Below are 20149 nucleotides of genomic sequence, written 5' to 3'. Positions count from 1 at the left end.
AGTTTTGTTTCAGGTTTTCCTTGTTTCAAGTTTCAAGTTGTTGGAAAGTGAAACTTGGAACGCGAAACAAACACAACAAAATAAAAATAATAACATAACAATAAGATTTTCCGCATTTCAGAACCTGAAACCTGAAACAAGGAAAACTTGAAACAAAATAACAAAATGATAGACATTTCTCAAAAAGAAGTATGGTTTGTAGTAGGAAGCCAAGAATTATACGGTGAAGAAACACTTAGAAAAGTAGCAGAACATTCTCAGATCATTGCAAAAGGATTAGACGCTTCGTCTAGTATTCCTGTAAAAGTAGTTTACAAAGATGTGGTAAAATCGCCTTCGCAGATTTTAGATGTATGTTTGGCGGCAAATTCAGCTAAAAACTGTATCGGAATTATTGCTTGGATGCACACTTTCTCTCCAGCAAAAATGTGGATTGGCGGTTTGAGTATTTTGAAAAAACCATTATGCCATTTGCATACACAATACAATGCTGAAATTCCGTGGGGAAGCATCGACATGGATTTTATGAACTTGAACCAATCTGCTCACGGAGATCGTGAGTTTGGTTTTATCATGTCAAGAATGCGCAAAAAACGTAAAGTGGTTGTAGGACATTGGGAAGACGAAAGAGTGCAGAAAAAATTAGGAATCTGGTCAAGAGTCGTTTTAGGATGGGACGAACTTCAAAACCTAAAAGTAGCTCGTATTGGAGATAATATGCGTGAAGTTGCCGTTACAGAAGGCGATAAAGTAGAAGCTCAAATTCGTTTTGGAGTTTCGGTAAACGGATACGATTCTTCAGATGTTACCAAACATATCGAGAAAGTAACAGAAAAAGAACTAAATGATTTATTGGCTGTTTACGAACAATCGTATACTTTAACCGATTCTTTAAAAGAAGGCGGAGCGCAAAGAAGTTCACTTGTTGAAGCTGCAAAAATCGAATTAGGATTAAGAGCTTTCCTTGAAGAAGGAGGTTTTGGTGCTTTTACAGATACATTTGAAAACCTTGGAGCTTGGAAACAATTACCAGGAATTGCTACACAAAGATTAATGGCCGATGGTTATGGTTTTGGTGGCGAAGGCGACTGGAAAACAGCTGCAATGGTAAGAGCTTTAAAAGTAATGAATATTGGTTTGGAAGGCGGAACTTCTTTCATGGAAGATTACACCTACCACTTCACACCTCAAAAATCGTATGTTTTAGGTTCTCACATGTTGGAAATCTGTCCATCTATTGCAGATGGAAAACCTTCTTGCGAAGTGCATCCTTTAGGAATTGGCGGAAAAGAAGATCCGGCTCGTTTGGTATTTAATTCGCCTGCTGGAGATGCAATCAACGTTTCGCTTGTAGACATGGGAACTCGTTTCCGTTTAATTGTAAATGAAGTAGAAGCAATTAAACCAATGGCAGAATTACCAAAATTACCAGTTGCAAGAGTTCTATGGGATTGTAAACCAAATCTTGATATCGCTGCAACAGTTTGGATTTTAGCTGGCGGTGCGCATCATACAGTTTACAGCCAGTCATTAACAACAGAATACATGGAAGATTTTGCCGATATCGCGGGAATCGAATTATTGGTAATTGACGAAAAAACTACGGTGAGAGATTTCAAAGATAAAATCAATGCCAACGAAGCCTATTACCATTTGTTTCAACATGGATTGTAGTCTGAGATACTAAGTTGCTAAGGTTCTAAGTTTTTGTTACTTTTAGCTTGCTGGGTAATAAATCACTTTGTGAAAATAAAACGCTGATAAAACAGATTTGCTAACGCAAAAGCGCAGATGAAAGGATTTTAATATTAAAAAATCCGTGTAAATCCGCGTCTTCGTGAAACGAATCTGTCTAATCCGCGTCAAAATATAGCATTTTTTAACGTCTGACAGATTATTTTCAATATCTAACATTTCACAATAACCACAAAATTATCAAATTATGAATGTATTAAAACGTTGCGTTTTCGGTTTAAGCCTGTTAAGTCTGGCTGCAGTTTCAGTTCAATGTAAAAGCGATAAAAAAATGGATACTACAACAGTTTCTTCTGATGAAAAAGCTACAGTTACGATTGAAAAATCTTCTTATGGTACAACTGCTAAAGGAGAAAAAGTAGACAGTTATAAATTGAAAAACCAAAATGGGATGGAAGTAGACATCATCACTTTTGGTGGCAGAATTACAGATTTAAAAGTGCCTAATAAAGACGGCGTTTCTGAAAATGTGGTAATAGGATTTAATTCTTTGGCACAATATGAAAAAGAAAATCCGTTTTTTGGAGCTTTGATTGGAAGATACGGCAACCGAATTGCTAAAGGGAAATTTACTTTAGATGGAAAAGAATATCAATTGGCAATCAATAACGCACCAAATGCTTTGCACGGTGGACCGCAAGGATATTTTAATGTGGTTTGGAAAGCCGATGAGGTGAAATCAGGAAACACAGCTTCTTTGAAATTATCATACTTAAGTAAAGATATGGAAGAAGGTTATCCTGGAAATCTAAAAGTTTTTGTAACGTATACATTGACAAATGATAATCAGTTAGATGTTCTTTACGAAGCAACGACTGATAAGAAAACGGTTGTGAATCTGACTCAGCATTCTTACTTTAATTTATCTGGAGATTTTACCAAAACAATCTTAGATCATGAATTGACTTTGAATGCAGATAAATTAGTTCCGGTAGATGCAACTTTAATTCCGACAGGAAAATTAGAAGATGTTGACAATACGCCTTTCGATTTCAGAAAACCAAAATTAATTGGAAAAGACATCGAAGCTAAAAACGAACAATTAGAAAGAGGAAAAGGTTACGATCACTGCTGGGTGTTGAACAATCCTGAAAAAGGAAAAACAATAATCGCAAAAGTGTATCACGCTGCCAGCGGAAGGGTTTTAGAAATGACAACCGATGAACCTGGAATTCAGTTTTACTCTGGAAATTTCCTAGACGGAACTCTGCCAATGCCAAACGGAGGAGGAACTTTTGCACACAGAACCGGACTTTGTTTAGAAACAGAACATTATCCGGATTCTCCAAACCAGAAAAACTTCCCAACAACGGTTTTAAACCCGGGAGAAAATTATAAAACTAAAACTACTTTTAAATTCTCAGTAAAGAAATAGTTTTAGGATTTGTTTATTAGTTTAGTAATTCTTTAAGAAACCTCGAAAGTCATGCTTTCGAGGTTTTTTATTTAATAATTCTTTCTTTGTTACATTTGATAAATAATCAGAAAACTGAAAACCTTAATATGAAAAGAAAAATAAGCGTCATCTTATTTTCAATTTTATTTCTTCAAAGTTGTCAAAATAAAGAAACTAGTCCATTAGATAATAAATCAATAATTAAAGTTGACTCCATTCATAAAGAGCTACAAACTAATTCTGTAGATAAAGAACAAGTAGATCTAGTCAAAAACTTCATGAAATGGTATATTAAAAATCTAGATGCATTATATAAGTTTAATACAATTGAAGGTGGATCATATGTAGAAGAAAATAAAGAGCCGCAAAACTATTTTGTAAATTTCAGCGAAGTCGATAAATATATAACCGAATTGAAAAAGAGTGGTTTTTTAACGGATAATTTTCTGAAAAATGAAAAGCAAATATTCGTTGATGGAGATGAATATTTTAAGAAAAATCCAGAAAATGATGGCCCGCCATATGGATTTGATTATGACCGCTTCTTTTTTACTCAGGAATCTCTTGAAGATGTTTTCCCAAATATTGAAGAAAGTAAATATCTAATTACTCAAAAAGATGATTTTACTTCTGAAGTTAGGTTTTATCTGCCTATATCTGGAGTAAATTATAAGTATACTTTAAAAAAAATAAATGCTAAATGGTTTATTGGCAAAATAGATTCAGAACAAAGACCATAACAATAGTGATTTGAAATAGAATAATTAATTGCAAAAAGAAATAAAGTATGGGATTCAAGCATCTGTTTAAGGCGGCATTAAATTGGACTTCAAATAAAAAAGAACAAGATCTGTCTTTAAAAGTTTGCAGTAAAAGTCATCAAGTTAAAATCGAAGGAAAGCCAATTTTAAATGTATCAGCAGCAAAAGCTTTCAAAGGCGATCCGTCATTATATAATCCTGAAGATTTATTATTGAGTAGTTTGGTCTCGTGCCACATGATGTCATATTTATATGTATGTTCTCAAAACGGAATAGAAGTTCTTGAATACTCAGACAGCGCCGAAGCAACACTCGAAGTTTTTGCAGATGGAAGCGGGCGTTTTGTTAAGGTAAAATTATATCCTAAAGTTAAAATCTCAAATTCTGATCAAATTAAATTGGCTTTAGAATTACATCAAAAAGCAAATCAATTATGCTTTATAGCAAATTCGTGCAATTTTCCTGTTTTGCATGAGGCGAGTTGTGAGATAGCTTAACCGCAAAGAACGCTAGGTTTTACGCAAAGGTTCGCAAAGTCTTATTTAAATCTTTGCGAACCTTTGCGCATTTTTCGTTGCGCTCTTTGCGGTTAAATCAGGAATAGTATAAAACCAAAAAAACCTCTTCAGTTATGAAGAGGTTTTTGTACCCGGAGCCGGAGTCGAACCGGCACGGTTTCCCACAGGTGTTTGAGACCAGCGCGTCTACCAATTCCGCCATCCGGGCTTAGCAGACGAAAAAATAAGTGAATAAATCAATTATTTTAACGCAATAGAATAAGTAATTATGTTGCCATAACTGTGCTTATTCCTTTAACACGGTGCAAATGTAAAAAATTAAATTAAATGTTCTACTAAAAATACTTAAATTTTTCCTTTCAGTGTCCAATAAATTTTCTAAATTTGCAGCTCGTTAAAACGAAGCACACACAACTAACTACAAAACAACAAATTATAATGTCGCACCTAGAACCAGAAGCTAAAATTTTTGCTTGTTCACAAAGTGTTTATCTTGCAGAAAAAATTGCAGAGCAATACGGAATTCCGTTAGGAAAAGTAACGATGTCAACGTATAGTGATGGAGAATTTCAGCCATCTTACGAAGAGTCAATTAGAGGATTACGCGTTTTTATCGTGTGTTCGACTTTTCCAACTGCTGATAATTTGATGGAATTGTTACTGATGATCGATGCTGCAAAACGCGCATCTGCAAGACATATTACAGCTGTTATGCCTTATTTTGGTTGGGCAAGACAGGATAGAAAAGACAAACCAAGAGTTCCGATTGGAGCTAAATTAGTAGCTAATTTATTAGATGCTGCTGGAGCAACAAGAGTAATGACAATGGATTTGCATGCAGATCAAATTCAGGGGTTTTTCGAAAAACCAGTAGATCATTTATTTGCCTCTACAATCTTTTTACCATACGTAGAAAGTTTAAAATTAGACAATTTAACTATTGCATCTCCGGATATGGGAGGTTCAAAAAGAGCATATGCTTACTCTAAGTTTTTAGAATCAGATGTAGTAATCTGTTACAAACAAAGAAAAGCAGCAAACGTTATCGACACTATGGAGCTAATTGGTGAAGTAAAAGGGCGTAACGTAATATTAGTAGACGACATGATCGATACTGGGGGTACATTAGCAAAAGCTGCCGACCTAATGATCGAAAAAGGAGCATTAAGTGTTAGAGCAATTTGTACGCATGCGATTTTATCAGGTGACGCTTACGAAAAAATTGAAAACTCAAAATTAAGTGAGTTGATTGTTACCGATTCTATTCCGTTAAAGAAAGAATCAAAGAAAATTAGAGTAGTGAGTTGTGCACCTCTTTTTGCTGAAGTTATGCACATGGTGCACCACAACAATTCCATTAGTGGAAAATTTATAATGTAGAAAGCAATATGCTTAGGCTTTAGGCCGTGCTTTGTTACTCATTTTAAAAGCCTTAAGCGTATTGCTTAAAGCTTAGCCAATAAGAATATTTATTAATAACTATATTTTTTTACAATGAAATCGATTACAATTAAAGGATCAGAAAGAGAAAGCGTGGGCAAAGTGTCAACTAAAGCCTTACGTAATGCTGGAGCGGTTCCTTGCGTGTTATACGGAGGAAATCAGGCAGTACATTTCTCAGCGGACGCTGCGGCATTCAAAAACTTGGTTTACACTCCAAACGCTCACACAGTTGTGATCGAACTTGGAAAAGGAAAATCATTCAACGCAATTTTACAAGATATTCAGGTTCACCCTGTATCTGACAAAATCTTACACATTGACTTCTTTCAATTATTTGATGACAAAGAAATCACTATGGAAGTTCCTGTAAAAGTTGTTGGTACATCTAAAGGTGTTCTTGCAGGTGGTGTTTTACGTTTGAACACTCGTAAATTAAAAGTAAAAGCTTTACCTAAAGATCTTCCTGATTTTGTTGAAGCTGATATTACTCCACTTGAAATGGGTAACAAATTATATGTTACTAAAGTTGGTGCTCCAGAATACAAAGTTATGCACCCAGACAACACTGTTGTTGCTCAAGTAAGAATTTCTCGTGCTGCTATGAAAGCTGCTCAAGAAGCTGCAAAAGCTGCAAAAGCTCCTGCAAAAGGAAAGAAAAAATAATTTTTTCAACTCAATACAAAAAGCATCAGTTGCAAAACTGGTGCTTTTTTTTGTCTTTACTTTTTTTGAAGCTGCTTAGGTGCTAAGTTTCTGGTTTTAAAAGAGGCTAGAGAATAAAATTGCTGAAGATGGATAATCTTCATAATGCTTTAGTGAATTTTGCGTAATCTTTGTGCGCTTGTGTATTCATAAAAAAATCCGATTACATGACGCAATCGGATTTTTATTTTTAATTATTTCTTTTTAGAATATAATCTTATTATTTTTTACTAGACAATTGTTTTACCAAAGCTTTTAGCTCCTCTATCTGAGTTTGCTGTTCTTTAATGGCATTAATTAAAACCGGAACCATTTCAGCGTAGTTAACGCCCAGTGTTTTATTGGCATCATTTGCCACATCGACTACTTCAGGTAAAATGGTTTGTACTTGTTGTGCAGATACTCCAATTTTTACTTTTCCAGTATTGTCTTCTATCCAGTTATAAGAAATAGGATCAATTTTAAGAACATCAGCTAAACCATATTTAAGAGGTGTAATATTCTTCTTCAAACGAATATCTGATGTTTGAATCGTACCATCAACAGCGTAGACAGTTCCCCATCTTTTACTTAAAGAACCTAAGTTTTGAGTAGTTGTTCTTGGAATAATATTACCAGTTTGATCAATTATTACTTGATCAGAGATTCCTGATGTGCTGAATCTAATATCGCTCAAGGCAGTAGTTCCGTCACCTTTATAATAACTAGTAATTGCTGAAAAGAAAGTCAGGGCACTTGTACTGGTTTTTCCCCTCATACTTATAGAACCCAATAAATCACCAGCTACTAAATTATCTGCAGCAGCTACATTACCTCTTTGTCTATCAAATAGAAGAGAAGGAGCAGCAGCACTTGGTTTGTCATCATAACTAGTTATACGCAGAATACTTCTGTTATCAAGATCTGATCCGTCTTTTAGTATGTGTAATGGTGCTTGTGGATTAATTGTATTTATACCAAGAAAACCATAAGTCGTCAACCTCATTTTTTCAGTATTGTTGGTAATAAACGGAAGATCAAAAGCAGATTTTGTACCAAATGATCTAATTCTGTCAACACCATCTTGATCACCATTACCGTCTAATAACCATGGCATATCTGACCATTCAATTATTCCAGATTTATTTGTAGTAAGCATTCCTGGTGCGTTTACTGCAGGAACCATGTTTATTTGAGTATCTACAAGTGTTGCCCCAGTTCCTCCTGAGATAATTTTAAATACTTTTCCGCCATTATCAGGTGTTGTAGTAGTAAGATCTTTTTTTACAACATCAACAATAATATTTGCATCTAACACTTTACCGTTTCCTGTTACTGTTATAGAAGGACTACCAGCAATTAAATCTCCCTTAATTATGGTTTGCGGAGTAGAATCACCTTTGGGACCAGGTACTCCTTGTGGGCCTTCTGGTCCTTGTGGACCAGTTGATCCAATTGGTCCTTGTGAACCCGTTGGTCCGGTTGGCCCTATTGGGCCCTGTGGTCCTGTTGGGCCAGGTGCGCCTGTCGTTCCTGTCAAACCTTGAGGTCCTGTTGCTCCTGTTAGTCCAATTGGTCCCTGACCTCCGGTCGGCCCAGTTGGTCCTATCGGCCCTTGTAATCCTGTTGAACCAGTAGCTCCAGTTAATCCTTGTGGTCCTTGTGGTCCTGCTGGACCAGTTAAACCTATTGGCCCCTGAGGCCCAGTTGGTCCAATTGGTCCTTGTAATCCTATTGAGCCGGTAGCTCCAGTTAACCCTTGCGGTCCTTGTGGCCCTGCTGGCCCAGTTAAACCTATTGGCCCCTGAGGCCCAGTTGGTCCAATTGGTCCTTGTAATCCTGTTGAGCCAGTAGCTCCAGTTAACCCTTGTGGTCCTTGTGGTCCTGCTGGTCCAGTTAAACCAATTGGGCCATCAATTCCTTGTAGCCCTTGTGGTCCTGTTAGTCCAATTGGTCCCTGTGCTCCAGTTTCACCGGTTAACCCTATTTCTCCTTGTGGCCCTGTTGCACCAGTAGCTCCAGTTGCACCCTGTATTCCTGGCAATCCATCTTTTCCATCCTTACCATTTATGGGTGTCCAAGTACCATCTGAATTTTGTACATAAACAATCTCGGCTGTTTTGTCCGTATAAATGTTAATATCTTTGCCTGGGTAACCTGGCTCTCCTTTATCACCAGGAATTCCGTTGCCTTCTGCTGTTCCTATACCTGATCCTTCTCCAGAAACTGCAATTCTATACCATTTATCAACATACCAATAGTAGTAGCCAGGAATAATATCTGAAATAGTTTCTGTATTAAAAACCAGCAAGCTGTTTACATTTCCATTTGTAATTGTTGTAGTATCTGTGCTTCCTGTTAAAGAAACTCTTGGAATTAATATTCCTTTATCTAAAGCAACAACTTCTAATTGTGTCGAAGCATTTGGCTTAAGTGTGCCTATGCCTACTTGCGAATAAGCTCCGTAACTGGCTAATACAAAAAGTAATGGAAGTAATTTATTTTTCATAGTATATTCTTTATTTATGGGCGATTCAAATATTTAATTAACCCCTTTTTTGAATTAGCAAATTTCTTTTTAAGTCTTGTTGTGTTTTGCCTCTATAGGTTTTTCTTTTTATAGATTAAGGTATTTTTGTAGGTTTTTACTTTTAAAAACACAATTAGGTATTTAGCAATTTTTCTAGAAACTTAGCAGAGAAAATCATTAACGTAAAGAGTTAATTTCCGAATTAAGTTTATTTTTGCATTATGATAAAATGGATAACAAAACTGTTTTCATCAACACAAAAAGAAGAGAACATAGACAATATGAAAAAATATTTGATAGTAGGATTAGGTAATATTGGCGCTGAATACGTAAATACAAGACATAATATAGGTTTTAAGGTTCTTGATTTTTTAGCTAAAAAAGAAAGTCTTTCATTCGAAACGGCAAAGCTTGGTGCTTTAGCTGAATATAAATTTAAAGGAAGGACCTTTTTTCTTTTAAAGCCAAATACTTATATGAACCTGAGCGGAAAGGCAGTGAAATATTGGATGGATAAAGAAAATATTCCTTTAGAAAATATTCTAGTAATTACAGATGATTTAAACTTGTCATTTGGAACGATCAGAATCAGGCCAAAAGGAAGCGACGGTGGTCACAACGGATTGAAAAATATTAATCTGGTTTTAAATACGCAGGAATACACTCGTTTTAGGTTTGGTATCAGTGATCAGTTTAAAAAAGGACAGCAAGTAGATTATGTTTTAGGCGATTGGGATGAAGAAGAAAAAGCAAAATTGCCGGAACGTTTGGAGGTTGCATGTGAAATTATAAAATCTTTTGGAACAGCCGGATTAGAAAATACGATGACTGCTTTTAACGGAAAATAAAGATTTACAAGTATTTAAGTCTTAAAAAATCAAATTATCAATTAATTAAATTGAATAATAACGAAATACTATTTTCTATTCCAAAGTTAAATGTTTAAATTTGGAATAAATTATTATAAACCATAAAATCATAATATCATGGCTTTTGAATTACCACAATTACCTTATGCATATGATGCATTAGAACCACATATTGATGCTCGTACAATGGAAATTCACCATTCAAAACATCATAATGCCTATACAACAAACTTGAATGCAGCTATTGCTGGAACAGATTTGGAAGGAAAAACAATTGAAAATATTTTAATCAACTTAGATAAATCAAACGCTGCAGTTCGTAACAATGGTGGAGGATTTTACAACCACAATTTATTTTGGACTGTAATGGCTCCGAACGGCGGTGGATTGCCAACAGGTGATTTATTAGCAGCTATTGAGTCTTCTTTTGGGTCATTTGAAGAATTTAAAGCAAAATTTGCTAAAGCTGGTGCAACACAATTTGGTTCAGGATGGGCTTGGTTAACAGTTCAAAAAGGAGGAAAATTAGAAGTTGTAGGTACTCCAAATCAAGATAATCCATTAATGCCGGAAGTTGCTGGAAACGGTGGAACTCCAATCTTAGGAATGGATGTTTGGGAGCATGCTTACTACTTAAACTACCAAAACAGAAGACCAGATTATATTGAAGCTTTTTTTAATGTAATTAATTGGACAGAAGTTGCTAGAAGATTTGCTTTAGACAAATAGTCTATTCAAAGAAAATAGAATATAGAAAAAAGACGGATGATCGAAAGATTATCCGTCTTTTTTTGTCTATATTTTTTTATTTCTCTTTAGTCTATTTCTGTAATCTATATTCTCATATCTTTTTTTCTCTTCTAAAAAAAATAAAAAAGGTGGAATTTCTTCCACCCTTTTTGCCCCAAATCTACCATAAACTTAACCTACTATGTTATGGTTCAGTAAATGTATGACAGCTATTTCTATGAAAAAAACTTTTTAGATGAATGGCAAATATATCCGATTAAGTATCAGTAATCTTTTAAATGAATAGCTGAGTTTATTCCAATAAAAAAGGTGGAATTTCTTCCACCCTTTTTGCCCCAAATCTACCATAAACTTAACCTACTAATGTTATGGTTCAGTAAATGTATGGCAGCTATTTTTATGAAAAAAACTTTTTAGATGAATGGCAAATAAATCCGACAAAATGAGGATAATGATTTAGAATTGAAATACTTGAGTTTATTCCAATAAAAAAGGTGGAATTTCTTCCACCCTTTTTGCCCCAAATCTACCATAAACTTAACCTACTAATGTTATGGTTTCCCAAAAGTATTATAGCTTTTCATTTTTACCAAACAAACAGGATGAACGGCAAAAAAAACCGATGAAATGCACAAATTAACCTTTTGTTAGTATTTTATTAATACGCTCGAGCGTCTTTTCCTTCATAAAAATTCATAAATGCTCTGTTTACAACTCGATTTCCACCCGGAGTTGGATAGTCTCCTGTAAAGTACCAGTCACCTAAATTTTTAGGACATGCAATATGTAAATCTTCTACCTTTTGGAAAATGATTTTTACTTCGGCATTGATTTCTGGAGAGCTTAACATTTCAGCAATTTTATCTGAAATCTCCTCAGGCGTAAACTGATCATAAATTGCTGTAACATAATTTACGACATCGCTGTCTACATAATTTTCCTGTGCTTTGCATTTTGCGTAAACTTCGTCTACTATATGGTATAAGTTTCTTTCTTTTAATAAAGCCAATGCTGCTCTAAAAGCAACAAGACCTTCTAATTTCGCCATGTCAATTCCGTAACAATCAGGATAGCGAATTTGCGGTGCCGAAGAAACAATTACGATGCGTTTTGGTTTTAAACGATCCATCATCTTAATGATACTCATTTTTAGAGTAGTACCACGAACAATACTATCGTCAATAATAACTAAATTATCGGTTGGTTTAATAACTCCGTACGTTACATCATAAACGTGAGCCACTAGATCATCACGGCTGCTGTCTTCCGTAATAAACGTTCTAAGTTTAGCATCTTTAATAGCAACTTTCTCTGTGCGGATTTTTACCGCCAATAATTCTTGCAACGTTTCAGCAGTAAGTGTGCTTCTGTTTTCTAGGATATAATTGTTTTTTCTTTGATTTAGAAAATCCTGGGCTGCTTCGACTAAACCATAAAATGAAGTTTCAGCCGTGTTCGGGATATAAGAAAAAACAGTGTTGTCTGTATCACTGTCAATTGATTCAAGAACGGCAGGCAAAATTAATTTCCCTAAATTTTTACGTTCTTGATAAATTTCAGCATCACTTCCTCTTGAGAAATAAATTCTTTCAAAAGAACAAGCTTTCTTCACAGTTGGCTCCAATATTTGTTCCATCGAAACCTTACCACTTTTCTTAATGATCAACGCATTTCCTGGTTCGATTTCCTGCACGCTTTCAAAAGGTACGTTAAATACAGTTTGAATAACAGGTCTTTCTGAAGCCACAACAACTACTTCGTCATCTTGGTAGAAGTAAGCCGGACGAATTCCTGCAGGATCTCTAAAAACGAAAGCATCACCATGACCTAACAATCCGGCCATTGCGTAACCTCCATCTAAATTTTTGGCAGAACGTGCTAATATTTTCGCAATATCCAATCGGTCTGCAATTACAGGAGAAGCTTCTCTTTTTGAGTAACCTTCTGTCTTGCAATCTTGGTATAATTGCATTACTTCTTTGTCTAAGAAATGGCCAATTTTTTCCATTACCGTAACAGTGTCAGCCATTTCTTTTGGATGCTGTCCTAATTCAACTAAATTTTCGAAAAGCTCTTTAACATTTGTCATGTTAAAGTTTCCAGCTAAAATCAAATTACGATGCATCCAGTTGCTTTGACGTAAAAATGGATGTACACTTTCGATGCTGTTTTTTCCAAAAGTTCCGTAACGAACGTGTCCTAAAAACAATTCGCCAACATATGGAATTTCTGATTTTATTTTATTTACATCATCAGCAATTTCTGGCTTTGAAGTCAACTCTTCATTGATACGATCATTGATTTGTTTAAAAACATCCTGAATTGGCTGTGCGTGATTCGAACGAACTCTACTGATGTAGCGTTGTCCTGGCTCAACATCTAGTTTGATGCTTGCAAATCCGGCGCCATCTTGACCGCGGTTGTGCTGTTTTTCCATCATAAGATACATTTTTTGTATCCCGTAAAATGCAGTTCCGTATTTTTCTTTGTAATATTCAAGCGGTTTAAGAAGTCTAACTAAGGCTATACCACATTCGTGTTTTAAAGCGTCGCTCATTGTTTTTGTATTTTGTGTTGTTGTAAGTTGTGTGTATTAACGTAATAAAAAAGCCCCGTTTTATCGAGGCTTTTGGGCATTATATTTCTATGTCAAACTGAGTTAACGACTTAAATTGCTGTAATCGAATCGCTACTTCTGCTTTGCTTAATGTTTCCATCCTTTCAGTTCCAAATTTCTCCACACAAAATGAAGCTAAGTTCGAACCGTAAATTATTGCATTTTTCATATTGCCAAACGAAATGTTTTCGCTTTGCGCAATAAATCCTGAAAATCCGCCTGCAAATGTATCTCCAGCTCCAGTTGGGTCAAAAACCTCTTCTAATGGTAAAGCTGGTGCAAAAAATACTTCTCTGTTGTGGAATAAAAGTGCGCCGTGTTCTCCTTTTTTGATCACCACGTATTTTGGTCCCATTTCTTGAATTTTGTTTGCTGCTTTAACTAATGAATATTCACCAGAAAGTTGTCTTGCTTCTTCGTCATTGATTGTAATAACATCTACACGTTTAATAACGTCTAATAATTCAGGAAGAGCGCAGTCCATCCAAAAGTTCATTGTATCTAAAACAACTAATTTTGGTTTTTTCTCCATTTGATCTAAAACACTGCTTTGTACTAACGGATGTAAGTTTCCTAACATCACAACATCAGCATCTTTGAAGTTTTGAGGAACTTTTGGCTGAAAATCTGCCAAAACGTTTAGTTCCGTTACAAGAGTATCTCTTGAATTTAAATCGTTGTGGTATAAACCGCTCCAGAAAAAGGTTTTTCCTCCTTTTACAATTTCGATACCAGAAATATCAATATTTTTTGAAGTTAAAAGATCTAAATGTTCTTGTGGAAAATCGTCGCCAACTACAGAAACGATGGCCGATTGCAAGTTAAAAAAGGATGCTGATAAACCAATGTACGTTGCAGCACCACCTAAAATTTTATCTGTTTTTCCGAAAGGAGTTTCAATCGCGTCGAAAGCAACCGTTCCAACAATCAATAATTTATTCATTTTATGAATTTCGAATTAGGGTGCAAAGATACTTCATAAGTTGCAATATTGCAACGGTTTAAGTTCTCAAAATTTTCATAAAAAAACAATATCGTTTGCGGGACTAAAACTGTTGTAAATGAGAGAATTATATTTGAATCTTTTGAAGGATTAAAATAGGGTTTTTGTATTTAAAAAGCAATAATTATTTTTGAAAAATGCTATGAATGTTTTGGATTGAATAGTTATACTAAACCAGAATTTAAAAGTCGAATTTCTTATCAAAATAATTCTTCAATACTCCAACCTGAACTAAAATCATAAAAGGAACAATCAAAATAGCGTACATTATATTTTTAGAAAAATGAATTCCTGAAAATAAGGCTGAGAATTTGTTAGAATATAATTTTCCGATTTCCATATTATTGCTTCCAGAAAAAAGAGATGCATAGATAGCAAGAGCGATCAGACCGCCAAAAAGCAGAACCCAAGTTGTTTTAGAAATCAAAGGTTTATATGTTTTAATTTTACTTTTTTCAGCGGCTAAAACCTGAGTCATTACTTTTGAAGTAAAGTCAAAAGATGGCGACTCCAAAGTATTTTCTGCCATCATTTTATCAATAAGATTTTCTATATTTTTATCGCTCTCTTTCATAACACGCTACTATTTCTGGTTCTAATTGCTTTTTCAAAATTACGGCTAATTTTTGTCGGCTTCTAAATAATTTTACCTTGACATTATTAGCATTAATATTCATGATTTTACCGATTTCTTCTAAACTCTGATCTTCGAAATAAAACAAAGTCAGCAAGAAATTCTCATCACTTGGCAATAAATTTAAACAATTCTGAATCGTCTGTTTTCGTTCTTTATCTTCTAATGCACTTAATGCATTGTCCATTGTTTTAATTAGATGAGACGAAAACTCATCTATCGAAATATTATTTTCTTCCTTTTTGTTTTTCTTCAACCTGTCTAAACAGGTATTATAGGCAACCTTATAAATCCAAGTCGAAAATTTAGAATCGCCTTTAAATTTGCTTAGAGAATTATATGTTTTAATAAAAGTGTCTTGTGCAACTTCTTCAGCTTCTTCTCTGTTTTTAATCATTTTGAGTGCCAATGTAAAAATCATATCCTTATAACGATCTACCAGCACGGCAAACGCATTGGTTTCGCCCAGCAGGATTTTATCGATATAATGTTGATCACTTATTGTACTCATATTATATAGGACGACAGGTTGTTTGTTTAGGTTACAATGAATTGAAAATAAATTTCAATTTTTAAAATTCAAATCCCAACTTTGTAAAGCAGGCTTTACCACACTATTGTCATCTCGACGAAGGAGAGATCACACTCGAAACTCGATAACGATTAACTGTTTACTTTGCGTCCCGAAGCTTCGGGATAGTTTGGTCTCTCCTTCGTCGAGATGACAAAAACGGGACTAATATTTTAGGATCTATTTTCTAAAAGAATTTTAGAGTTTAAAATTAACTGATAATCAGTAGTTTTTGCGATTTGGTATTTAAAATTTCGAATTTATTTCGAATTTCTTGTAACCTCAATTTAAAAGGTGTCGTCATATGGAGTATCAATCAATTATAAAAACACAAAAATTATGGGACCAGAAATTTTAGTACCACTTAGTCTTTTTTTGATGATCTTCGGGATTGTCTATCTTATTTATTCAACTAGAAACAGAGAACGTTTAGCACTTATAGAAAAAGGTGTTGATGCCAGTATCTTTTTAAAAGGAACAACAAAGGGTGTTTCGGTCTGGAAAGTGTTTGTAGTCAATCTGGCTTTCTTATTAATAGGAAGCGGTGTTGGAATTTTTCTGGCCTTGCTGATTACAACTTATACATCTTTAGAAGACGGTGCTGTTTATCCGTCAATTATTTTAATCATGGCTGGAGTAGGTTTATTAGCAGGATTTAGAACCGCTAAAGATTTAGATAAAGAAGAATAAGATTTTTTTAAAAGTATTATTTTAATAACGTATCGAGAATATGCTTGATACGTTATTTTTTTAATCCATTTTTGAGCCGATGGTTTCGTAATATTCATCAACAGAAAGTTTGGGCTGCATTGAAGCCATAACGGCAAGCTGATCGCAGCGTTCGTTTTGCGGATGATTGTTGTGCCCTTTAATCCATTTAAAATCGACTTGATGTTTGCGGTAGACAATTAAAAAACGTTTCCATAAATCTGGATTTTTTCTTCCTGCAAATTTCTTTTTTTCCCAGCCCAAAACCCATTTTTTTTCCACGGAATCAACGACATATTTAGAATCAGAAATTACAAGGACTTTCATGTTCGGGTTTTTTAATTTCTCTAAACCAACAATCACAGCTAAAAGTTCCATTCTGTTATTTGTAGTAAGGCGAAAACCTTCATAGAATTCTTTTTTGTGTGGTGTTCCAACCAATTCCATTACGACGCCGTAACCGCCGTTTCCAGGATTTCCTTTTGCCGCGCCATCAGTATATATATGTACTTCGTGAGTCATTTTTTTTAGACTTCTTAGATTATTAGATTGTTAGACTTCTTAGATCATTTGGATTTTTAGACTTTTAGATTTTTCTAATGAGATGTCTAAGAAGTCTAACGATATAAACAATTTATTGTTCTAAGATAGTCTGAATTATTTCTGGAAAATACTTTTGCTCCAGTTCGTGAATCTTTTCGGCTACCGTTTCAGGCGTATCCTCATCTGTCAGGGCTATATTTTTCTGAAAAATAATCCCGCCTTCGTCATAATTTTCATTTACATAATGAATAGATATTCCGGTTTCTTTCTCCTTATTATTAACTATAGCTCTGTGTATGTGCATTCCATACATTCCCTTGCCTCCATAATTAGGCAAAAGTGCCGGATGGATATTGATTATTTTGTTAGGATATTTCTCGATTATATTTTCTGGAAACTTCAATAAAAAACCTGCAAGAACTATCAGATCTGGGTCGATTTCTTGTATTTTTTGTAATACATTTCGTTCTAAAAGTTCGGTTTTTGAGAAGATTTCGACAGGAATTTGATGATTTTTTGCTCTTTCGATGACTTTTGCAGAAGGATTATTCGTAAAAACAGAAACAACTTTCGCGTTTTCAGTTTTTGCAAAATATTTTATGATGTTTTCAGCATTAGTCCCTGATCCTGAGGCAAAAACAATAATTTTTTTCATAATCGAATTTATTTTGAGAATGCAAAAAACGGAATAAAAATCGAAAATAAATAGTATTAAAAGGGCTTTCTTGAAATTAATTTTATAAATTAGTGTTACATTTATAAACTAAATCGTGGTTTTAAAATAAAGTTTTTTATTTTTGCCAACAAATTAAATTCTAAAATTAAAGATTATGTCAGACATTGCATCAAGAGTAAAAGCGATTATCGTAGACAAATTAGGTGTTGACGAAAACGAAGTTGTAACAGAAGCAAGCTTCACTAATGATTTAGGAGCTGACTCATTAGACACTGTTGAGCTTATTATGGAATTCGAAAAAGAATTTGATATTCAAATTCCAGACGATCAAGCAGAAAACATTGCTACTGTAGGTCAAGCTATTTCTTATATCGAGGAAGCTAAAAAATAATAATACCGCACCCGAATTTTAAAAATTCCAAATTTTAATCCCGAAGTTTCGGGACCAAATTCCAAAATTGGAGTTTGTTTTTTAAAAAAATGAAATTTTTAAAGGTCGGGTGTTATTATTTTTTTAAAATTTAAATTTCGATTGATTTTCAATCAAAAAGATATATTTATATTGTAATGCCCATGGCTCTTAAGTAACAATACAGTTAAGAAAGCGTGGGTTTTATTTGTTTAAAGCACAAAAAACATATTTATGGCATTAAGGCGAGTTGTTGTAACAGGATTAGGTGCACTTACTCCTATCGGGAATAATATCCAGGATTATTGGAATGCACTTGTGAATGGGGTTAGCGGAGCGGCTCCTATAACATATTATGATACAGAGAAGCATAAAACGAAATTTGCCTGCGAAGTAAAAAACTTCAATATTGAAGATTACATGGATCGCAAGGAATCTCGAAGATTAGATAAATTTGCTCAATATGCAATTGCAGCCAGTGATGAAGCTATCAAAGATGCTGGACTTACAAATGATAATATCGATAAAACAAGAGTTGGTGTTATCTGGGGAGCTGGAATTGGAGGTTTAGAAACGTTTCAAGAAGAAGTAATTTATTACGCTAAAGGTGACGGAACTCCAAAATTCAATCCGTTTTTTATTCCTAAAATGATTGCCGATATTGCTCCTGCGCACATTTCGATGCGTAATGGGTATATGGGTCCAAATTATACGACTGTTTCTGCATGTGCATCATCTGCAAATGCATTAATTGACGCTTTCAACTACATTCGTTTAGGAATGTGTGATGTTATTATTTCAGGTGGTTCAGAAGCTGCAATTACGATTGCAGGTATGGGAGGTTTTAACTCTATGCACGCTTTGTCTACAAGAAACGAAAGTCCAGAAACAGCTTCAAGACCTTTTGATGCAACCAGAGATGGTTTCGTATTAGGAGAAGGAGCAGGAGCTCTAGTTCTAGAAGATTATGAACATGCTAAAGCCAGAGGCGCAAAAATTTATTGCGAAATTGGCGGAGGCGGAATGTCATCTGATGCTTACCACTTAACAGCACCACACCCAGAAGGAATTGGAGTTATTGCTGTAATGAAAAATACATTAAGAGATGCTGGAATGAATCCGGAAGATGTTGATCATATCAACACACACGGAACTTCTACTCCATTAGGAGACGTTGCCGAATTAAAAGCAATAAGCGCTGTATTTGGTGATCATGCAAAAAATATCAATATCAATTCTACTAAATCAATGACAGGGCATTTACTTGGTGCAGCTGGAGCTATCGAAGCAATTGCTTCTATATTGGCAATGCAGCACAGTATTGTTCCTCCAACGATTAATCACAAGGTTGTAGATGAAAATATTGATCCAGCATTAAACCTTACTTTAAACAAACCTCAAGAGAGAGTAGTAAATGTTGCCATGAGTAACACGTTTGGTTTTGGTGGACACAATGCATGTGTATTGTTTAAAAAATTAGTTGATTAATTTCTGTATATGAATATTATCAAAAAAATATTTTCAAAATCCCGTTCTCTAGAAGACGGGATTTTTTTTGACACTATTCAGAAAATACTTGGTTTTCAGCCTGTTAATATCGATTTTTATAAGAAAGCTTTTACGCATAGATCTTCTAATAAATTAGATCAGTCAGGACATCCAATTAATTATGAACGATTAGAATTTCTGGGAGATGCCATGTTAAGTGCTGTAATTGCAGCACACCTATTTAATAAGGCACCTAACGGAGATGAAGGTTATCTAACCAAGATGCGCTCAAAAATTGTCAGTCGAGAGCATTTGAATGAATTGGGGAAAGATTTAAATTTAGTTCGCTTTGTAGAAAGCAAAGTGCCAATTCAGCATTTTGGAGAAAATATTCATGGTAATATTTTCGAATCACTTATTGGAGCGATTTATTTAGACAGAGGATATTCGTCTTGTGAGCGATTTATTCAAAAAAGAGTTATTACGCCTTATGTCGATATTGCTCGATTAGAAGGAAAAGTAATTAGCTATAAAAGTTTGGTTATCGAATGGTGTCAGAAAGAAAAGAGAATCTTTCACTACGATATTTTTGAAGATAACGGTATAGACGGTCAGCGTTTATTTGGTGTTAAATTAAGTATAGACGATAAAGTAATCGCAAGAGCGCGAGCAACTTCAAAAAAGAAGGCAGAAGAAAAAGCATCACAAAGAGCTTATTTTGCATTTCAGGAGAAAATAGACAAGAAATAGCTACAAAATAGCTGTAACTATCTTAAAGCTATAACGTTTTCGTTTAT

At 34.6% G+C, this 20149-nt stretch carries 19 protein-coding genes and 1 tRNA gene; 12 read left to right on the top strand and 8 right to left on the bottom strand.

The window, feature by feature from the left end; translation table 11 throughout:
• Positions 1 to 165 precede the first annotated feature (165 nt).
• The 4 genes from araA (at position 166) to IR010_RS07265 (ending at position 4409) form a co-directional block, all read left to right on the top strand.
• Positions 166 to 1674 (top strand): L-arabinose isomerase, encoded by a 1509-nt coding sequence (gene araA / locus IR010_RS07280; RefSeq protein WP_194602802.1) that lies wholly within the window; start codon positions 166 to 168, stop codon positions 1672 to 1674.
• Between the two features lie 268 nt (positions 1675 to 1942).
• Positions 1943 to 3130: an aldose epimerase family protein gene (locus IR010_RS07275; RefSeq protein ID WP_194602799.1), complete on the top strand. Its 1188-nt coding sequence runs from the start codon at positions 1943 to 1945 to the stop codon at positions 3128 to 3130.
• 128 nt (positions 3131 to 3258) lie between these two features.
• Positions 3259 to 3891, top strand: coding sequence for a hypothetical protein (locus IR010_RS07270; RefSeq protein WP_194602796.1), 633 nt, complete (start codon positions 3259 to 3261; stop codon positions 3889 to 3891).
• A 47-nt stretch (positions 3892 to 3938) separates the two neighbouring features.
• Positions 3939 to 4409 carry an OsmC family protein gene (locus IR010_RS07265; protein WP_194602793.1) on the top strand — a complete coding sequence of 157 codons (471 nt, stop codon included), beginning with the start codon at positions 3939 to 3941 and terminating at the stop codon, positions 4407 to 4409.
• A gap of 149 nt (positions 4410 to 4558) precedes the next feature.
• On the opposite strand, the gene IR010_RS07260 is transcribed toward IR010_RS07265, so the two are convergent.
• Positions 4559 to 4638: transfer RNA gene (locus IR010_RS07260), tRNA-Leu, on the bottom strand.
• Between the two features lie 230 nt (positions 4639 to 4868).
• Here IR010_RS07260 and IR010_RS07255 point away from each other — a divergent pair.
• Positions 4869 to 5810 carry a ribose-phosphate pyrophosphokinase gene (locus IR010_RS07255; protein ID WP_029271464.1) on the top strand — a complete coding sequence of 314 codons (942 nt, stop codon included), beginning with the start codon at positions 4869 to 4871 and terminating at the stop codon, positions 5808 to 5810.
• A gap of 114 nt (positions 5811 to 5924) precedes the next feature.
• Positions 5925 to 6536, top strand: a complete 612-nt coding sequence (locus tag IR010_RS07250) for a 50S ribosomal protein L25/general stress protein Ctc (protein ID WP_029271465.1) — start codon at positions 5925 to 5927, stop codon at positions 6534 to 6536.
• A 259-nt stretch (positions 6537 to 6795) separates the two neighbouring features.
• On the opposite strand, the gene IR010_RS20245 is transcribed toward IR010_RS07250, so the two are convergent.
• Complete coding sequence (locus tag IR010_RS20245; RefSeq protein ID WP_194602791.1) at positions 6796 to 9063, bottom strand: tail fiber domain-containing protein; 2268 nt, start codon at positions 9061 to 9063, stop codon at positions 6796 to 6798.
• Between the two features lie 242 nt (positions 9064 to 9305).
• Between IR010_RS20245 and pth the strand changes: the two genes are divergently transcribed.
• Positions 9306 to 9932 carry an aminoacyl-tRNA hydrolase gene (pth, locus tag IR010_RS07240; RefSeq protein ID WP_194567725.1) on the top strand — a complete coding sequence of 209 codons (627 nt, stop codon included), beginning with the start codon at positions 9306 to 9308 and terminating at the stop codon, positions 9930 to 9932.
• 138 nt (positions 9933 to 10070) lie between these two features.
• Positions 10071 to 10682: a superoxide dismutase gene (locus IR010_RS07235; protein WP_029271468.1), complete on the top strand. Its 612-nt coding sequence runs from the start codon at positions 10071 to 10073 to the stop codon at positions 10680 to 10682.
• Positions 10683 to 11361: 679 nt separating this feature from the next.
• Here IR010_RS07235 and IR010_RS07230 read toward each other — a convergent pair.
• The 4 genes from IR010_RS07230 to IR010_RS07215 all read right to left on the bottom strand — a co-directional run bounded on the left by IR010_RS07230 (position 11362) and on the right by IR010_RS07215 (position 15468).
• On the bottom strand, positions 11362 to 13260 hold the full coding sequence (locus IR010_RS07230; protein WP_029271469.1) for an amidophosphoribosyltransferase: 1899 nt from the start codon (positions 13258 to 13260) through the stop codon (positions 11362 to 11364).
• 79 nt (positions 13261 to 13339) lie between these two features.
• Complete coding sequence (locus tag IR010_RS07225) at positions 13340 to 14263, bottom strand: PfkB family carbohydrate kinase (RefSeq protein ID WP_194567726.1); 924 nt, start codon at positions 14261 to 14263, stop codon at positions 13340 to 13342.
• 241 nt (positions 14264 to 14504) lie between these two features.
• Positions 14505 to 14897: a hypothetical protein gene (locus IR010_RS07220; protein WP_194602788.1), complete on the bottom strand. Its 393-nt coding sequence runs from the start codon at positions 14895 to 14897 to the stop codon at positions 14505 to 14507.
• On the bottom strand, positions 14881 to 15468 hold the full coding sequence (locus tag IR010_RS07215; RefSeq protein WP_194567729.1) for an RNA polymerase sigma factor: 588 nt from the start codon (positions 15466 to 15468) through the stop codon (positions 14881 to 14883). Before IR010_RS07215 ends, IR010_RS07220 begins: the two co-directional genes overlap by 17 nt.
• 399 nt (positions 15469 to 15867) lie before the next feature.
• On the opposite strand from IR010_RS07215, the gene IR010_RS07210 reads away from it, so the two are divergent.
• A complete protein-coding gene (locus IR010_RS07210) occupies positions 15868 to 16218 on the top strand; it encodes a DUF6249 domain-containing protein (protein ID WP_029271473.1) in 351 nt (116 codons plus the stop codon).
• Positions 16219 to 16278: 60 nt separating this feature from the next.
• Here the strand turns inward: IR010_RS07210 and rnhA are convergent, their stop codons facing one another.
• Both rnhA and purN read right to left on the bottom strand, forming a co-directional pair.
• On the bottom strand, positions 16279 to 16758 hold the full coding sequence (rnhA, locus tag IR010_RS07205) for a ribonuclease HI (RefSeq protein WP_194567731.1): 480 nt from the start codon (positions 16756 to 16758) through the stop codon (positions 16279 to 16281).
• 112 nt (positions 16759 to 16870) lie between these two features.
• Positions 16871 to 17434, bottom strand: a complete 564-nt coding sequence (purN, locus tag IR010_RS07200) for a phosphoribosylglycinamide formyltransferase (RefSeq protein WP_029271475.1) — start codon at positions 17432 to 17434, stop codon at positions 16871 to 16873.
• A 175-nt stretch (positions 17435 to 17609) separates the two neighbouring features.
• On the opposite strand from purN, the gene IR010_RS07195 reads away from it, so the two are divergent.
• The 3 genes from IR010_RS07195 to rnc all read left to right on the top strand — a co-directional run bounded on the left by IR010_RS07195 (position 17610) and on the right by rnc (position 20102).
• A complete protein-coding gene (locus tag IR010_RS07195) occupies positions 17610 to 17846 on the top strand; it encodes an acyl carrier protein (protein ID WP_007137004.1) in 237 nt (78 codons plus the stop codon).
• Between the two features lie 252 nt (positions 17847 to 18098).
• A complete protein-coding gene (fabF, locus tag IR010_RS07190; RefSeq protein WP_029271476.1) occupies positions 18099 to 19352 on the top strand; it encodes a beta-ketoacyl-ACP synthase II in 1254 nt (417 codons plus the stop codon).
• Positions 19353 to 19361: 9 nt separating this feature from the next.
• Positions 19362 to 20102 (top strand): ribonuclease III, encoded by a 741-nt coding sequence (gene rnc, locus IR010_RS07185; protein ID WP_029271477.1) that lies wholly within the window; start codon positions 19362 to 19364, stop codon positions 20100 to 20102.
• The last annotated feature ends 47 nt before the right edge of the window (positions 20103 to 20149 follow it).

Source organism: Flavobacterium sp. MR2016-29 (assembly GCF_015350695.1).
Lineage (GTDB): Bacteria > Bacteroidota > Bacteroidia > Flavobacteriales > Flavobacteriaceae > Flavobacterium.
The sequence above is the reverse complement of the archived record's forward strand: the minus strand, read 5'-3'. Positions and strand labels throughout refer to the sequence as shown.

Coding starts and splice junctions, on each gene's coding strand:
- araA (WP_194602802.1), top strand. CDS start 166: ATGATAGACATTTCTCAAAAAGAAGTATGGTTTGTAGTAGGAAGCCAA.
- IR010_RS07275 (WP_194602799.1), top strand. CDS start 1,943: ATGAATGTATTAAAACGTTGCGTTTTCGGTTTAAGCCTGTTAAGTCTG.
- IR010_RS07270 (WP_194602796.1), top strand. CDS start 3,259: ATGAAAAGAAAAATAAGCGTCATCTTATTTTCAATTTTATTTCTTCAA.
- IR010_RS07265 (WP_194602793.1), top strand. CDS start 3,939: ATGGGATTCAAGCATCTGTTTAAGGCGGCATTAAATTGGACTTCAAAT.
- IR010_RS07255 (WP_029271464.1), top strand. CDS start 4,869: ATGTCGCACCTAGAACCAGAAGCTAAAATTTTTGCTTGTTCACAAAGT.
- IR010_RS07250 (WP_029271465.1), top strand. CDS start 5,925: ATGAAATCGATTACAATTAAAGGATCAGAAAGAGAAAGCGTGGGCAAA.
- IR010_RS20245 (WP_194602791.1), bottom strand. CDS start 9,063: ATGAAAAATAAATTACTTCCATTACTTTTTGTATTAGCCAGTTACGGA.
- pth (WP_194567725.1), top strand. CDS start 9,306: ATGATAAAATGGATAACAAAACTGTTTTCATCAACACAAAAAGAAGAG.
- IR010_RS07235 (WP_029271468.1), top strand. CDS start 10,071: ATGGCTTTTGAATTACCACAATTACCTTATGCATATGATGCATTAGAA.
- IR010_RS07230 (WP_029271469.1), bottom strand. CDS start 13,260: ATGAGCGACGCTTTAAAACACGAATGTGGTATAGCCTTAGTTAGACTT.
- IR010_RS07225 (WP_194567726.1), bottom strand. CDS start 14,263: ATGAATAAATTATTGATTGTTGGAACGGTTGCTTTCGACGCGATTGAA.
- IR010_RS07220 (WP_194602788.1), bottom strand. CDS start 14,897: ATGAAAGAGAGCGATAAAAATATAGAAAATCTTATTGATAAAATGATG.
- IR010_RS07215 (WP_194567729.1), bottom strand. CDS start 15,468: ATGAGTACAATAAGTGATCAACATTATATCGATAAAATCCTGCTGGGC.
- IR010_RS07210 (WP_029271473.1), top strand. CDS start 15,868: ATGGGACCAGAAATTTTAGTACCACTTAGTCTTTTTTTGATGATCTTC.
- rnhA (WP_194567731.1), bottom strand. CDS start 16,758: ATGACTCACGAAGTACATATATATACTGATGGCGCGGCAAAAGGAAAT.
- purN (WP_029271475.1), bottom strand. CDS start 17,434: ATGAAAAAAATTATTGTTTTTGCCTCAGGATCAGGGACTAATGCTGAA.
- IR010_RS07195 (WP_007137004.1), top strand. CDS start 17,610: ATGTCAGACATTGCATCAAGAGTAAAAGCGATTATCGTAGACAAATTA.
- fabF (WP_029271476.1), top strand. CDS start 18,099: ATGGCATTAAGGCGAGTTGTTGTAACAGGATTAGGTGCACTTACTCCT.
- rnc (WP_029271477.1), top strand. CDS start 19,362: ATGAATATTATCAAAAAAATATTTTCAAAATCCCGTTCTCTAGAAGAC.